Here is a 14,988-nt window from a genome sequence, read left to right as displayed (position 1 = left end):
ACCTAAGTACCGACGGTTTTTCTCGGCCGTCGGTCGCTCCGGTGATCCTGTCGCCCGACCTCGCATAGCACCGAGATTACTCGAGCGTGTCCCGCGCGAGCCGACACCCACAGGGGTAGGCGTTGTGATGAGTCGGAACGAGTTGAACGATCGCAGTTATGGGAGCCCGACAGTGCGGACAGGTCGGCGGAGACGACGATTCCTCCTCTCGGATTCGGACCGCCGACTCGGTTACGACGAGGGGGATTCCGTGAATCTCGAGACGAACTTCGACCGCGTCGCCACCCGATTCGACCAGCCGGGCCAGTGCCTCGGGATCGAACTCCTTGCCGAGCTGGTAGGCGTCTCGCGGCAGGCCGTGGCTCTCGAGCGTTCGGACGATCTCGAGGACTAGCCTGTCCGTCCCCGTCATGGCTTGTGTTCACCTCCGAGCGCAGAGGCGATAACGAGCGGTACTCGACTTCGATTCGTCTGTCGGACGGGATGTTTAAGCCCGCGGAGAAGATATCCAATCATGGCAACTGACCCTTGACGGGTTCGGAAGCCACGTCTCGGGTGCTCTTACCACCCGGGGCATTTCAATGCGAACGCCCCCTTCCGTGGAGTTTTGGCTTCCATTTGGTCTACCGTGCCGTAGTGTCATATAACTACTGTTTCAGGCTGGGAATAATGTAGACGGGGAGAGGTGCTGATCAATTGTTCGCAGTACCGAGGCTACAAGTATACGGGACGGACAGACGAAAATTCTTCTGGGAGATTGCGAGAGAGACCACCGGAAAATTGTAACAACTCGCCGAGGACCGTGAGAGGGTTTTTCTATATGCGGCTGTAAAGCATCTGTATATCAACGAGTCGAACGGACTCGTCGAACCAGTCAAACGTGAATCGGTGAACTCGAGGAGAGCAAGGCACTACAGCGTTAGTTTTCGTATTCCGCCGAAATATCTTCGTTCCCAGGGTCTGGACCGATGAGCCGCTCGTTTTCGGCCTCACGGAGGGGCTTTCCCGCTCGTATGAGCTCGTACCCGAGCAAGGCGACACCCAAAATCGTAAACGGTGGGATCAGGAGAACGATACCGAGTATCAAACGTCTGCGAGGGACGAAACCGAGTCGCGCCTCGAGTTCTTCGATGGCGTTTCGATCGCTCATACGAATCCTCCTCGAGGACCGAACTGATAGCTGTGCGGGTGTGTCTCTCAATGAAACTGATACTCGACCCCGAGCGACGGCGTGGCGCTGTCCGAATTCGCCGAGCTGACTGTTACCCGTCCGGTCGGCTGTGTCCCTCAGTAGATGAGTTCGTCGTCGTTTTCGACCATGTAGACCGTTCGCGCGGCGATGTTGACCGCGTGATCGCCGACGCGCTCTAGGTCCCGAATCGTCAGGAGAAGCCGGGACACGTCCTGCAGGATCGTCTCGACTTCGTCGGGCGAGTCGAGTTCGCGTTCGATCAGGTCGCGAACGACGATTTCGCTCGCCCGTTCTGCGAACTCGTCGAGTTCGTCGTCTCGAGCGGCGAGGGCGTAACACGCCTCGACGTCCTCGTCGTCGTAGGCCGTGACCGCGTCGTCGACCATCTCGAGGGTCAGTTCGCCCATCGCCTGTACGTCGACGTCCGGAAAGAGGTCCTGTTCGGCCTCGAGGCTGTACTCGCCGAGGTTCACGGCGAGGTCCGCGACGCGCTCTAGGTCTGTGATGATCTTGAACGACGCCGCGATGAATCGGAGGTCGCTCGCGACTGGCTGTTGTAACGCGAGCAGGTCGATACAGTCCTGCTCTAAGTCGAGGTACATCCGGTTTATCTCCCCGTCGCCTTCGATCAGTTCCTGTGCGAGCTCGTCGTCTTTCTGCTCGAGGGCGTCGAGTCCCATTCGGAGTCGTTCCATCACGACCTCGCCCATGTAGCACACGTCCTCTCGAAGCTCCGAGAGCTTATCCTGATAGGAGTTTCTGGCCATATGCTGGCACCATTCCGGGCAGGGATATAACTTGCGCCCAGTCACCCTTCGACCGCCCGCGACCGAATCGGGTAACGGCCGCATTCGGGAACGACGATACGCCTATAAAAACGGGGCCCAAATCACCACACATATGAAAAACGTCGACGACCTCATTGAGAGCGCATCGGAGCTCGCGACGCGCGGGCTGTCGAAAGGCGAAATCGCGGACGAACTGAACGTCTCCCGGGAAACTGCAAGCTGGCTCGTCGAGCGAAGCGATACGACGCCCCAGCCGACGGGTACGGGACAGTCAAATGGACCGACAGGAAACGGACCGCAGGACATCCACGTCGACTGGTCCGCGATCGGCCGCGACAGCGGGCGCATGGAATCGATCGCGTCCGCGATGGCCGACCTCCTCGCGAAACACGGCGAAGACGTCGACCTCACGATCGGAATCGAGAAGGCCGGCGGCCCGATCGCGACGCTGGTCGCTCGAGAGCTCGAGACCGACCTCGCGACATACACGCCCGCGAAACACCAGTGGGAGGAAGGCGACCTGGACGAACTCGGCGGAATGTTCTCCCGGAACTTCGCGACGATTCGCGATCGGGAGTGTTACATCGTCGACGACACCATCACGAGCGGGACGACGATGCGCGAGACCATCGAGGCGATCCGTGCCGACGGCGGCGACCCGCTTGCGTGTGTCGTCCTCGCCGACAAGCAGGGCGTCGAGGAGATCGACGGCGTCCCGGTCTACTCACTGTTGCAGGTCATCAGCGTCGGCAAAGACGACTGATCGGGCGAGTAGCGAGCCGGCGACCGAATCGTGGCTGGTGCTGGGTGACGGTCGGCGACTCGCGGAAAAATACGGAGTGAGCGGTTTACCCGTGGATCCCCATCGCTTCGATCTGTTCCTGATAGCGGTTCCGGATAGTGACTTCCGTGACCTGCGCGACGTCTGCGACTTCGCGCTGGGTCTTTTTCTCGTTACAGAGCAGCGAGGCAGCGTAGATCGCGGCCGCGGCGTACCCGGTCGGTGATTTGCCCGAGAGGAGGCCTTCTTCGGCCGTCTTCTCGATTATTTCGTTGGCTTTCGTCTGGACCTCTTCGGAGAGTTCGAGTTCAGAACAGAACCGGGGGACGTACTTTTTCGGGTCGACGGGTCGCATCTCGAGACCGAGTAGCCAAATATTATCAAAATGTGTGAAAATACATAGATATGAGACGAAGATCATTGCTGACTTCCGGGGCAGTCATTGCGATCTCTGGTTGCTTAAGTAACGAGACCAGCGACGAATCAGACAACTCGAACAACAGCCCTGAAAACGAATCCACCAGTTCAGTTGGGTATGAGGAAAATGATGAGGTTCACTATATCAAGGTCGGTGAGACATTTGAGGGGTACATCGATCGCGGTGTTCAGGTCAGCGATATCCATTGGGAGGAGCATCCGGCTATCTCCCGTGCTGGGGTTATCGGAACAGTTGAAAACACCCGAAACGATGAAATTGCAGATATTGATTTCTCAGTCGATTTCTATGACGGGGATACCCAGATTGGGAGTAGCTGGACGATGCCGCGTTTCCTCAGCAACGGTGAGTATGCTGAAATCGCGGTTGCACCAACTCACGTCAACGACCCGGATCGGATCAACCGCTTTGGTGTGACTTCGACAGTCCGAGTTGATCCCCTAACACCATTAAATGACGATGAAGTCACTGTAACCAACGAGTCTGCTAATCTCAAGACATCCCAACCGACTGTCTCTGGGCGTGTTGAGAATACTGCTGGCAAAGAATTAACCCGTATCTACGTACACATCAACTTCTACGACAGTAACGAGCTTGTCGACTGGCGACGTGATGGACTAAGCCGCCTTCAAGCAGGCGATTCTGGTGAATGGGAGGTTACAGCCAGTAAACACGCAGATTCCGATCGAATACAAGAATATAAGCGGCGAGTGACTGTGCAACTTTCAAGATGACCATCGCGAATAATCACATAATAGGGATCGCTCTTCCGTAGGAGTTGTTGATACCGATCTCCATCGAAGAGCCGAAACAGTCTCGTGGTACGTTATTATCTGCCGTTCAATTACTCGCGCCCTCGAACGCTGCTCGAAGGTTGTTCGCGATCAGGCCGTCTGGAACGCGATACAGCGGGCTGTTCCCGATCGAGCCCGCCTCCTCGAGCAAGCCGGCGGCCTCTAAGTCATCCCGGTAGCGGTACCATGCGTCCTTTGAGACGCCGTCGTGCTCGTAGATCCGGGCCGGGTTGAACTCGTCACCCGACTCCTCGAGGACCGCGACCACGATCCGAAGCTTCCCTTCTGGTGCGAGCAAGTCCACGACCGCATCGGCGTCGATCTCTGAGTCTCCCATATCTACTCATTCACGGCCATTACAATAACTGTTGTGATTTTGCTATTGTAACGTTGCACTATTGCGAATACATTAAGTACCCATAGTGTGTACTACTGAATGTAGGAGGAAGCGTAGAAGCGTGAAATCCTACGGAGAATAAAACGATGTCAGACTACGAATGGACCTGCCCCGGTTGTCAACGAACCTTCCACAGGATGTTTGACAACATACGGGACTGGTCTGGAGCGTTCCAAATTCCCGACGACACCGGCACAAAGACGGTCAACACGCTTTGTGACGATTGTCACCGGGAATTCATCCGAGAATAGCTCTCGAAACACCTTATTTTTTGGTGTGTTCGGGAGTGTCGAGCCCCGAGATATCGTCGGGGTCGCAGATCTCGTAGTCGAGGACCTCAACGACATCGTCGTTGCGCTGGTGGACGCGGTCGTGAAGGGCCTCGTCACCGTCGAGTTGGATGCGTTCGACGTCGAACACCTGCCCGTCGTCATCGGTTTCGACCGGCCCGAACGTCCGCCACGCGGTCTGTTTCGTCGTGCCGTCCGCGAAGTGCTTTTGCGTAATCGTCCACTGGTCACCCCACCGCTCGCTGGCGAGTTCTTTCAACTGCTCGAGGTCGTCAGCCATCATCGGGATCGTTATCCTCCTCGTCATCCTTGCTTTCGCGATCGGTGTTCGAGGCGGCCGGGGTATCCGGCCAGTCCTCTCGCGCGAACTCGCCTGGATGCTCGGTATTCACATGTTCTGCAAGCTCGACCGTGCCGCCGGCAGTGAATTCGCAGTCTGGAGACGGGCACGGGTAGGTTCGGGCTGTTGTATCGCTCATATTTCCTCCATGAGTTGCTCGGTCTTTTCACGTTCGGCCGCGGCCTTCGGGACCGCCTCGATGCCGTCGGTGTTGAGATCGACCAGCATCCCATCCTCGCCGCGCTCTTTCGTGACAATCTTCCGGCGCTCGAATTCCGAGGCGGCTTTCGAGACGTCCGACGTCGTCGAGACGCCCAGCCGCTCGGCGGTCGTGCCGACGCTGATAGTCTCGGTCTGTTCCGTGCCGCAGTCGGTTGATTGTACTTTACTCATGTGGGGCCTTCTGTCTCGCGGTTCTCGAGTTCCTCTTCGAGATCTGCTTCAATCTCCTCGAGTTCTTCTTTCGCTTCTTTTCGCTTTCGCCGCAATTGTTGCTCTAAGCGGATTCTTCCCTCGAGTTCTGGCAAAATCCCTCGATTTCGTAGGTCCACATTCCGTCCGCTCCTGTAAAGCGCTCGTCCCGCCTCGATTTTGTATAGATTTTGCAGTAATCTTCAACGGAACTCTCACCGATCTTGTATCCTTCTTGAAAAATATACTTCCCTACGGCTGACTTTAGCTTGGTCGGTGGTGAGCAATGGAAGACAAGCAAGGTGCGTTCAAGCGGCGCAGATCGAATCACGTCTCTCAAACTGGTCACCTGTGCCGACAACAGGCGCGACGCCGGTTCGATGGACGATGGCTCTACGGATGACGAGACGAGAGACGATGACGGGGACCTGCCAATACCGGAAACCCAGATAATGACCGAGCGCATTCGAAACGACGAATTTCCCTCAGGTATCGACTTTCTGTTCGTCCTCCTCGCCGGAATCACGGGTGTGGCCGGATCGTACGCAGTCGCTGGATACACGAGACGGTTCGTCGTCGCACCGATTGATGATGCGGTCGTCCGATTGACGCCGGGCGAGATCGTTGCGTTCGTGATTCAGAACGTCGGCGAACAGGGACATCTCCTGCACATCGGTCTGTCCGTCCTCATAGCAACCGGACTGTTCGCAAGCGCTGCAACGGTTGGACTCTACGTTGCTCGACGAGTCGGCCGCCCTGCGATCGGGAGTGGCCTGGCCGGCATCCTGACGTGGAGCATGGTTGCCTCGATTACTGCCGACCCGGTACTCGCGGTCGGAGCCGCCGGACCCGTGACGGTACTTACCGCCGTGGGCGCCGCGCCGCTCTCCGCATCTGGCACGGACCCGTCGCGACGGCGTGTTCTTGTCTCGAGCGCGGGTGCCCTCGCCTTCATCGGCATCTCTCTCGGCCTTGGCCGGTTGGTGACGACCACCGACATCGGGACGCAGGAGATCGATGAGGAGGTGTCCACGCTAATACAGGAGGCCGAAGAGAAGTCCCTCGACGTTCGCGGCGACATCCCGGGGCTCGTGAGTTCGTTGGACGAGTTCTACAACGTCGACATAGCGACGTTCGATCCTGCCATCTCGCCCGAAGATTGGTCGCTGACGATCACGGGAGAAGTCGGCGACGATGTAACAATTACCTTCGACGAACTGGCGGATATGCCGATCGAGCGGCGGTTCATTACGCTACGGTGTGTCGGCGAGAGCCTGAACGGCAAAAAGCTTGACAACGCTGTATGGACCGGAACACCGATCAAGCCCCTCTTAGCGGAAGCTGACCCCGGAGGGAAGTGTGGGTGTGCGATGCTCCACGCGGCGGACGATTACTTCGTCCAGTTCCCGATCGAGGCTCTCGAGGACGGATTCCTCGCGTGGGAGATGAACGGTCGACCGCTCCCTCAATCCCACGGCCATCCGGTGCGCATTCTAATCCCGGGCCACTGGGGCGAAACGAACGTCAAGTGGCTTACCGAGATCGAACTCCTGAACGAGGAGATGGACGGCTACTGGGAACAACGCGGCTGGCACGGCACCGGCCCAGTAAATACCGTCGCCAAACTCTGGAGTGACTCCACGCTCGACAACGGAAATATCGAGGTTGTGGGCCACGCGTACGCCGGAACGCGTGGCATCGAGAGCGTGGAAGTCTCGACAAATGGGGGCAAAACCTGGCAGGACGCGGAACTCTCGGAACCAATCCCTGGGAACGACGTCTGGCGACAGTGGCGTTACGAGTTCGAAGCCGATGGCGCTCACGATGTCATCGTGCGAGCAATCGACGGCGAGGGAACCACTCAGCCCGAAGAACCATCGGACGCGTTCCCGAGCGGAGCGACCGGGTGGGTCTCGAAGACGATAGGGGGGTGACCCCCGAATTGATAGTCCCCCGAAACGAGAGCACGCACGGATGGAGAAGGCACTCTGGTATCTCCTCGTTGGCACTCGCGGTGGCGAGAATCGCGCGCGGATCATCACCGCCCTCGATGACCGTCCCCGGAATGCTAATCAACTTGCAGAGTGTCTCGACGTCGATTATAATACGGTGAGGCATCATCTCGATATGCTACAGAAACACGACGTTATCGAATCTGGCGGGGATGAATACGGAAGGTTGTACTTTTTGACTGACCGATTTGAACGTCACCGCAAGGAGTTCGAAACCGTTCTGGAGGCGATGTGAATGGCGGACACGATAGGACCCTGGATACTAGTAGCGACCGCCCTCTCGGGAGCGAACGCCCTCCTCCTTGCGGTGTTGATAATCATCTGGGTAGACAACTATCGAACGTTCGGATCCGAGATGACCGCGGGGCTGGCGGCGTTCGGTGGTGTGATGCTCCTCGAGAATATCGTCGCGATTTACTTCTTTTTCAGTAGCGGGATGCTCTACGCTAATTCCCCAGTCGTCCAGCAGTCCGTGGTCACCCTCCGCGCGCTTCAGACCGTCGCTCTGGTCTTTCTCACCTACGTGACCGCGAAGTGACGGAGCGAACAACGCACGCGTTGTCAGATTTGAACCACGTGAAACGATCGCTGTCACTCACGGTTCTCTCATTCAAGCCTGCTGTGTACGCTTACTATCTCGAAAAACTCGGTCGCAGTAGTGCTCCGTCAGGGATTTGAACCCTGGTCATCGGCTCGAAAGGCCGAAATGATTGGCCGGACTACACCAACGGAGCGATCGTTCGCTTCGACACCGTACCGCGGTTCGGTGCGGCCGTGTGAAGCTACACCCATCCGTTGCCGGGGGCTAGTAAAAAGGGTTCCGTTCCATCCCTCCAGTGGCAGTGAATGACGCACCGAAACGCGTGTCGTACGCATCGAGACTCCTCGAGCGTCGAGATGACTCGAGAATCGCGACCGTCTGCAGTCGATCGGGAAGTGGACGTACACCGGATCACTTCGCCGTACCCGATCTCACGACATCGATTCGAGCGCGGAAAATCACAGCGAACGCAGGAAATTGCGGACGAATTCGAAGCGGTTCTCAACGTTTTTCTATCTCTACGGCAAACGTCCTCGTATGATACTCGTCCCCGTGAACGTCCGTCGATTCGTGTTCTTCGATACGTTCGGTCTCGAATCCCGAGATCCGTATTCGTCCTCGTTTTGTTGACATAGATTGTTAATATTCGTCTCTAATTCGTGGGTCGAGTACCGCGTATACGATGTCTGCGAGCAAGTTAGCGAGTACGATGACGACCCCGGTCAAGAGGGTGATCCCCATGATCAGATTCATCTCCCTGAGCTGGATCGCCGCGACGAGTTCCTGCCCGAGTCCCGGCCAGGAGAAGACGTTTTCGACCACGACCGACCCGGAGACGAGTCCCGCAGTCAGAAACGCTGCGACGGTCGTGACCGAGATCATCGAGTTTCGAAGCACGTGCTTGAGAATGATGGTCCGTTCGGGGAGTCCCTTCGCACGCGCGGCAGTCACGTACTCTTTGTTCAGTTCCTCGGCCATCGACGTGCGCATGATCCGCATTACGTTCGCCGCTGCGGCTGTTCCGATCGTCACGCCCGGCAGGATCAACCACCAGAGCATCTGTCGGGAGAACAACCCGGTCTGTGGGTCCAGCGTGGGAAACAGGTCGAACTGGACGGCGAACACTGCCATCAACATGAGTCCCAGCCAGAAGTTCGGAACGGAGATCCCCGAGAGCGCGACGAATCGGCTGACATCGTCGCCGAGTTGGTCCTTGTTGACCGCCGCGTAGATCCCACTGGGAATCGCGATCGCGATCGCGAAGATCCAGCCGAACTGTTAGTGAAGGCGAGAGTTGAGAACCTGTGGTAAGAACACACCAACAAAAATTATGACGGAAAAAGAAATCACAAAGGTGGGATCTTCCCCAACGTTAGCAGACTCAAGTAGGACTTGAGCGAGGTAGGCGGTTGGAAGGGCAATAACGACGAAAATTGCTGTTAACAAATTTTCGCGGGATACCATACGGGGTAATCAACTCCCTCCGAAAAATGTCTGCCGATTTTAATATTCAAATTGCTAGCTAGAACGTGTGAATACGCACTTACTAGATCACTCGAGTTGAAACCAAAACGAGTCAAAAACGACACACGACGCCGCCGGTCGAGGACGGCAGCTCTCACGACTCGATTCGAATCGTCGTCTCGTCGGACAAGCCCCATCGGTCCGGATCGTCGACGTTGATGGCCGCGCTGATCGTGTACTCGCCCGGGTCGGCAGGCTCCCACTCCCGGTCGGATACTTTGAACCGCTGGGACCACCGTCTGCGAAACTGTCGCCGTTCGCCGCGGTCGAAGTGGAGTTCGCCCGGCCTGTCCGGCGGCTCCCGTCGCGTCGTTCTCGAGGCCTCCGGCGCGTCGTCGACCGACCACGTCCAGCGGATCGGAGAGCGGGTTCTGATCGTGATCGGGATCGGCAACGCGTTTTTCATCGTCACCGTGAACGGAATCTCTGTCTCGGGAGCGACCGTCGTCACCGGCGTCGAAACGCGCACCGAAACGGCACGGCGGCGGAGTCGGTGGGGGACGAGGCGCTTGCTCCAGGCCGATCCGTTGATCGTTCGCGCGGCCTGGGGCTCCGCCGCGGACGAGCGTTCGGACGGCGTGAACTGATCGTCGTCCCGAGAGATCGCGTTCGACTCGTAAATCCGACGCATTACCAGTGAGAGGGGGCTCCGGGGGCAAAATCCTTCCGAGGATTCGAACGGGCTGCGACGGGGAGATACCGGCGTGATTGGAGCGTGATCGGAGGGCGATAACAGTTGGACGGACGAGACTGGCAACCAGGCCGTCTCGATCCCGTCTCAGTCGTCGGCGAGTGTTTCGTCTTGCCTGGCTCCGGCGGTTCCCGCCTGTCGGTTCGCGTTCCCGCCCTCGTAGCGAAGACAGTCGATCGCGTGGGTCCGCGAGAGGTCGACGGACGACGGCTCGGTCGTCTCACACGGCGAGACGAACCGCTCCTCGAGCGTCGCCGCGGCGGCGGTGCTATCGACCGAATGCAACTCGTCGATCGAACTCGCGAGGAGTTCCTCGGCGGCGGGGTCCGATAGCGGGTCCGGGATGTCGAACTCCGAGCGAACGAGTTCGTCGATGTCCGCCCTCGAGAGCGCCGTCACGTCCTCGCGGGCCGACTCGTCGGTTATCGTCACGAGTTCGTCGACGGCGTCTGCGTCCTCGGCGCGGAGCTTGAAGGTAAGCACCGACCGCCACGCCGACTGCTCGAGGTCGAACTCCTCGGGCGGGATAACGCGGGGGCACCGCGTGTGGAATCGACAGCCCGACGGCGGATCGATCGGGGACGGGACCTGCCCCTCGAGGAGGATTTTCTCGCCGTCCCAGAGCGGGTCCGGTTCGGGGATCGCGGAGAGCAGCGCCTCGGTGTAGGGGTGGTACGGCTCCGAGAACACCTCCTCGGTGGTTCCGATCTCGGCGAACTCGCCGAGGTACATGACCGCGATTCTGTCTGCGATGTGTTCGACGACGCTCAGGTCGTGTGCGATGAAGATATACGAGAGGTCGAACTCCGCCTGCAAGTCCTCGAGCAGGTTCAGGATCTGGGCCTGGACGCTCACGTCGAGGGCGCTCACCGGTTCGTCGCAGACGATGATCTCGGGATCGACCGCCAACGCTCGAGCGATGCCGATCCGCTGGCGCTGTCCGCCGGAGAACTCGTGAGGGTACCGGTGGACGTGGCTCGGATTGAGGCCGACGGTCTCGAGCAGTTCCTGAATGCGCTCGTGGCGTCGCTCGCCATCGGCGATGTCGTGGATGTCGAGCGGTTCGCCGATGATGTCGCCGACCGTGAGACGCGGATTCAGACTCGAGAACGGGTCCTGGAAGATGTACTGGAGGTCCGTCCGAAGGTCCCGCAGTTCGGAACTCGAGAGATCCGTGAGTTCGATCTCACGCAGTTCGCCGGTTTCCGTCCGTCTGGTGTACGTGATCGATCCCTCCGTCGGTTCGATGAGTCGAAGGAGCGATCGGCCGAGCGTCGTCTTCCCACAGCCGCTCTCGCCGACGACCCCGAGCGTTTCGCCGGGGTACAACTCGAGGTCGACCCCGTCGACCGCCTTGACGAGTTCCGACCGGCCGAGTAGCGTGTCGACGAAGCCGTTGGTGTTCTCGTAGTGTTTCGTCAGTCCGGTCGACCGCAGGATCGGCCGCTGCTCGTTAGTCATTGCGTTCACCCGGAATCCGTTCACTTGGGACGTGTTCGCTCTCGACGGTGACGCTGTAGTCGAGACCCCCCTCGAGATCGCCCGTGTACTCGAGACACTTCGCCGACCGCCCCCGTCCGTCGGCGTCGTCGAACTCGACCAGTCGGGGCTCGGTCTGCTGGCAACTCCGCTCCGCGTACGGACACCGCGGGTGGAAGCGACAGCCCGACGGCGTCTCGATCAGGTCGGGCATCGTCCCGGGGATCGTCTGGAGCCGATCGCGGTCGTCGCCGATGCGCGGAATCGAACTCATCAGGCCGACGGTGTAGGGGTGTTTCGGGTCGTAGTACAGCTCCTCGACCGGCGACTTCTCGACCGGTTGGCCCGCGTACATCACCATCACCCGATCACAGAGCTCGGCGACGACGCCGAGGTCGTGCGTGATGAGTTGGACCGCGGTATCGAACTCGTCGGTCAACTCCTCGAGCAGGTCGAGGATCTTCGCCTCGGTCGTCACGTCGAGCGCCGTCGTCGGTTCGTCGGCGATGATCACGTCGGGATCACAGGAGAGCGCCATGGCGATGACCGCCCGCTGTTGCATGCCGCCGGAGAACTCGTGTGGATAGTCGCTGTAGCGGTTTTCGGCGTCCGGAATGCCGACCGTATCGAGCAGCTCGATCCCCCGCGTCTTCGCCGCCTCGTCGTCGTAGTCGAGGTGGTGTCTGATCGCCTCGGCGATCTGCTCGCCGACGGTGTAGACGGGGTTGAGCGCTGTCTGGGCGTCCTGAAATATCATCGCGACGTTGTTCCCGCGGAGTCGCCGAACCGCCGCTTCCGGCGCGCGGAGCAGTTCGACGTAGCAGGTTTCCCCGTCGCGTACGATGAAGTCCTCTTCGCCGATCAGCCCGAGGTCGACCGCGTACCCCCGGTCGACGACGTTTCGCATGTTGAGTTCGCCGTCGGCGTAGAGCTGGTGCAAGTCAGCTCCCTCGTGTTCGAGATTGCCCGTCACGTCCGCTCCCGAAACCCCGCGCTGCTCGAGCCGGTCGATGACGTCGTCGAACGACGACTCGCGTCGAAGCCGTTCGACGTCGACGACGCTGTCCGGGTAGGACTCCGCGAGCGATTCGACGGTGTCCGCATCGCAGAACCTGATCGAGCCGCTCTCGATCTCGCCGGGGCTCTCGATGAGACGCAACAGCGACAGTGCGGTCACGCTCTTTCCCGCGCCGCTCTCGCCGACGACGCCGAACTTCTCGCCGGCTTCGATCTCGTAGGAGAGGTCGTCGACGGCCGTCACGACGCCTTCCGAGGTGTAAAACGACACCGTCAGGCTCTCGACCTCGAGCAGCGCCATCAGCCGCCACCTCCACGGCCGACATCGTCGACTTGCGTGTCGAGCGCGTCGTTGATCGCGTCGCCGATGACGTTCATGGCCATGACGAACAGGAAGATCATGAGGCCGGGAAAGACCGTTGCCCACCAGTACCAGGTCCCGCCCGCGCCCGTCGCGAGGGTGTCGCGCTCGCCGTCGAGCATCGTCCCCCACTCGGGCGTTCCGGGGTCGAACCCGAGGCCGAGAAACCCGAGCGCGGCCACGCCGATGACGACGGTGCCGACGCTGAGCGTCGCTTGCACGACCACCGGTGCGATCGCGTTCGGAATGATGTGGCGCAACACCACCGACCGATCCCGCGCGCCGAGTGCTTTCGCAGCCATCACGTACTCGTTCTGTTTGACCTTGAGGATCTCTCCCCTGATAATACGTGCGTACGACGCCCAGCCGACCACCACGAACGCGCCGACGAGCGGCCAGAACCCGCCGCCGAACAGGGCGACGAGAACCAACGCAAGCACGAGGCCGGGAAACGCGAACACCAGATCGAGCACCCGCATCAATACGGTGTCGACGCGGCCGCCGAAGTACCCGGCGGCGCTGCCGTAGAGCACGCCGACGACCGAGGCGATCACGGTCACGACGAGTCCGATCGAGATGCTGTACCGGCCGCCGATCATCACTCGAGAGAAGATGTCTCGGCCCAGCCGGTCAGTTCCCATCAGGTGGGCCGCGGACGGCATCTCGTGGGGACCGGCGACCGCCGATTCCGTCGGGTCGAACGGCGCGAGCGAGAGCGGTTGGACGGTAACTCCGAAGACGGTCCACGGGCGAGCGACCAGCGCGGCGACCGCCATCAGCACGACGATCACGATGCTCGCGAGCGCGAGTCGATCCCGCAGGAGTCGGCTCACGATCCGGTGGAGTATCCCTTCCGGTTCGGTGTACTCGTCCCCGTGAACGTCCGTCGATTCGTGTTCTTCGATACGTTCGGTCTCGAATCCCGAGATCCGTATTCGTCCTCGTTTTGTTGACATAGATTGTTAATATTCGTCTCTAATTCGTGGGTCGAGTACCGCGTATACGATGTCTGCGAGCAAGTTAGCGAGTACGATGACGACCCCGGTCAAGAGGGTGATCCCCATGATCAGATTCATCTCCCTGAGCTGGATCGCCGCGACGAGTTCCTGCCCGAGTCCCGGCCAGGAGAAGACGTTTTCGACCACGACCGACCCGGAGACGAGTCCCGCAGTCAGAAACGCTGCGACGGTCGTGACCGAGATCATCGAGTTTCGAAGCACGTGCTTGAGAATGATGGTCCGTTCGGGGAGTCCCTTCGCACGCGCGGCAGTCACGTACTCTTTGTTCAGTTCCTCGGCCATCGACGTGCGCATGATCCGCATTACGTTCGCCGCTGCGGCTGTTCCGATCGTCACGCCCGGCAGGATCAACCACCAGAGCATCTGTCGGGAGAACAACCCGGTCTGTGGGTCCAGCGTGGGAAACAGGTCGAACTGGACGGCGAACACTGCCATCAACATGAGTCCCAGCCAGAAGTTCGGAACGGAGATCCCCGAGAGCGCGACGAATCGGCTGACATCGTCGCCGAGTTGGTCCTTGTTGACCGCCGCGTAGATCCCACTGGGAATCGCGATCGCGATCGCGAAGATCCAGCCGAACGCCCCGAGAACGAGCGTTTCGGGTAATCGTGCCCAGATGACCGCTCCGGCGTCCCGACCCGAGGAGTAGACCTCGCCGAAGTCGCCGGTCAGGACGCCCCGCATCCAATCTATGTACTGCACCCAGATCGGGTCGTTCAGGCCGAACTCCTCGCGAAGCCGGACGGCTTCCGCGGCCGATACGTTGGGATTGGAGGCGACGAGTTGGCTCACGACGTCGCCCGGTGCGGCGTGCATGAGCCCGAACGTGACCATCGAAACGCCGATCAGGACCGGGACGGAGGTTACGATTCGCCGTGCGATGTACCGTTGCATACTCATACGTCTGCCCTCAGA

General features: G+C 59.7%; 18 protein-coding genes, 1 tRNA gene and 2 pseudogenes. 5 read left to right on the top strand and 16 right to left on the bottom strand.

Features of this window, described 5'->3' with window-relative positions; translation table 11 throughout:
• Positions 1-76: 76 nt before the first annotated feature.
• From EL22_RS18080 to phoU, 3 genes are all read right to left on the bottom strand, one after another.
• Positions 77-412: a hypothetical protein gene (locus EL22_RS18080; RefSeq protein WP_050051740.1), complete on the bottom strand. Its 336-nt coding sequence runs from the start codon at positions 410-412 to the stop codon at positions 77-79.
• Positions 413-919: 507 nt separating this feature from the next.
• Positions 920-1,150 carry a hypothetical protein gene (locus tag EL22_RS12095; RefSeq protein ID WP_050051739.1) on the bottom strand — a complete coding sequence of 77 codons (231 nt, stop codon included), beginning with the start codon at positions 1,148-1,150 and terminating at the stop codon, positions 920-922.
• A 137-nt stretch (positions 1,151-1,287) separates the two neighbouring features.
• Positions 1,288-1,959: a phosphate signaling complex protein PhoU gene (phoU, locus tag EL22_RS12090; protein WP_050051738.1), complete on the bottom strand. Its 672-nt coding sequence runs from the start codon at positions 1,957-1,959 to the stop codon at positions 1,288-1,290.
• Between the two features lie 133 nt (positions 1,960-2,092).
• Here phoU and gfcR point away from each other — a divergent pair, with 133 nt between their 5' ends.
• Entirely contained in the window at positions 2,093-2,743 is a 651-nt protein-coding gene (gene gfcR / locus EL22_RS12085) for a transcriptional regulator GfcR (protein ID WP_050051737.1), read from the top strand.
• An 85-nt stretch (positions 2,744-2,828) separates the two neighbouring features.
• On the opposite strand, the pseudogene EL22_RS12080 reads toward gfcR, so the two are convergent.
• Positions 2,829-3,128 (bottom strand): annotated as a pseudogene (locus EL22_RS12080) (transcription initiation factor IIB 3); the annotation flags it as partial.
• A gap of 38 nt (positions 3,129-3,166) precedes the next feature.
• On the opposite strand from EL22_RS12080, the gene EL22_RS17260 reads away from it, so the two are divergent.
• Positions 3,167-3,931 carry an FxLYD domain-containing protein gene (locus tag EL22_RS17260; RefSeq protein ID WP_156184122.1) on the top strand — a complete coding sequence of 255 codons (765 nt, stop codon included), beginning with the start codon at positions 3,167-3,169 and terminating at the stop codon, positions 3,929-3,931.
• Positions 3,932-4,037: 106 nt separating this feature from the next.
• Here the strand turns inward: EL22_RS17260 and EL22_RS12075 are convergent, their stop codons facing one another.
• From EL22_RS12075 to EL22_RS17250, 5 genes are all read right to left on the bottom strand, one after another.
• Positions 4,038-4,328, bottom strand: a complete 291-nt coding sequence (locus tag EL22_RS12075; protein ID WP_050051735.1) for a hypothetical protein — start codon at positions 4,326-4,328, stop codon at positions 4,038-4,040.
• 324 nt (positions 4,329-4,652) lie between these two features.
• Complete coding sequence (locus EL22_RS12070; protein ID WP_156184120.1) at positions 4,653-4,961, bottom strand: hypothetical protein; 309 nt, start codon at positions 4,959-4,961, stop codon at positions 4,653-4,655.
• On the bottom strand, positions 4,951-5,157 hold the full coding sequence (locus tag EL22_RS12065; RefSeq protein WP_050051733.1) for a hypothetical protein: 207 nt from the start codon (positions 5,155-5,157) through the stop codon (positions 4,951-4,953). The genes EL22_RS12070 and EL22_RS12065 overlap by 11 nt, the downstream gene beginning before the upstream one ends.
• Entirely contained in the window at positions 5,154-5,411 is a 258-nt protein-coding gene (locus tag EL22_RS12060) for a hypothetical protein (RefSeq protein ID WP_050051732.1), read from the bottom strand. The genes EL22_RS12065 and EL22_RS12060 overlap by 4 nt, the downstream gene beginning before the upstream one ends.
• Entirely contained in the window at positions 5,408-5,569 is a 162-nt protein-coding gene (locus EL22_RS17250) for a hypothetical protein (protein WP_156184119.1), read from the bottom strand. Before EL22_RS17250 ends, EL22_RS12060 begins: the two co-directional genes overlap by 4 nt.
• Before the next feature lie 240 nt (positions 5,570-5,809).
• Here EL22_RS17250 and EL22_RS12055 point away from each other — a divergent pair, with 240 nt between their 5' ends.
• The 3 genes from EL22_RS12055 to EL22_RS12045 are packed head-to-tail and all read left to right on the top strand — an operon-like array spanning position 5,810 to position 7,979.
• Complete coding sequence (locus EL22_RS12055; protein WP_231587945.1) at positions 5,810-7,363, top strand: molybdopterin-dependent oxidoreductase; 1,554 nt, start codon at positions 5,810-5,812, stop codon at positions 7,361-7,363.
• A 40-nt stretch (positions 7,364-7,403) separates the two neighbouring features.
• Entirely contained in the window at positions 7,404-7,676 is a 273-nt protein-coding gene (locus tag EL22_RS12050; protein WP_050051731.1) for a winged helix-turn-helix domain-containing protein, read from the top strand.
• On the top strand, positions 7,677-7,979 hold the full coding sequence (locus tag EL22_RS12045; protein WP_050051730.1) for a hypothetical protein: 303 nt from the start codon (positions 7,677-7,679) through the stop codon (positions 7,977-7,979). It abuts the gene before it with no gap.
• 121 nt (positions 7,980-8,100) lie between these two features.
• Here the strand turns inward: EL22_RS12045 and EL22_RS12040 are convergent.
• The 7 genes and pseudogenes from EL22_RS12040 to EL22_RS12010 all read right to left on the bottom strand — a co-directional run bounded on the left by EL22_RS12040 (position 8,101) and on the right by EL22_RS12010 (position 14,973).
• Positions 8,101-8,175 (bottom strand) — tRNA-Glu (locus tag EL22_RS12040).
• Positions 8,176-8,621: 446 nt separating this feature from the next.
• A pseudogene (locus EL22_RS12035) lies at positions 8,622-9,257 on the bottom strand (ABC transporter permease); the annotation flags it as partial.
• Between the two features lie 343 nt (positions 9,258-9,600).
• Complete coding sequence (locus tag EL22_RS12030; RefSeq protein ID WP_050051729.1) at positions 9,601-10,137, bottom strand: hypothetical protein; 537 nt, start codon at positions 10,135-10,137, stop codon at positions 9,601-9,603.
• A gap of 147 nt (positions 10,138-10,284) precedes the next feature.
• Positions 10,285-11,658 carry an ABC transporter ATP-binding protein gene (locus tag EL22_RS12025; RefSeq protein WP_050051728.1) on the bottom strand — a complete coding sequence of 458 codons (1,374 nt, stop codon included), beginning with the start codon at positions 11,656-11,658 and terminating at the stop codon, positions 10,285-10,287.
• A complete protein-coding gene (locus EL22_RS12020; RefSeq protein WP_050051727.1) occupies positions 11,651-12,994 on the bottom strand; it encodes an oligopeptide/dipeptide ABC transporter ATP-binding protein in 1,344 nt (447 codons plus the stop codon). Before EL22_RS12020 ends, EL22_RS12025 begins: the two co-directional genes overlap by 8 nt.
• Complete coding sequence (locus EL22_RS12015; RefSeq protein WP_050051726.1) at positions 12,994-14,010, bottom strand: ABC transporter permease; 1,017 nt, start codon at positions 14,008-14,010, stop codon at positions 12,994-12,996. The genes EL22_RS12020 and EL22_RS12015 overlap by 1 nt, the downstream gene beginning before the upstream one ends.
• 6 nt (positions 14,011-14,016) lie before the next feature.
• Positions 14,017-14,973, bottom strand: coding sequence for an ABC transporter permease (locus tag EL22_RS12010; RefSeq protein WP_050051725.1), 957 nt, complete (start codon positions 14,971-14,973; stop codon positions 14,017-14,019).
• Positions 14,974-14,988 lie beyond the last annotated feature (15 nt).

This window comes from Halostagnicola sp. A56 (assembly GCF_000691505.1).
In the GTDB taxonomy this organism is placed as follows: domain Archaea; phylum Halobacteriota; class Halobacteria; order Halobacteriales; family Natrialbaceae; genus Halostagnicola.
The sequence above is the reverse complement of the archived record's forward strand: the minus strand, read 5'-3'. Positions and strand labels throughout refer to the sequence as shown.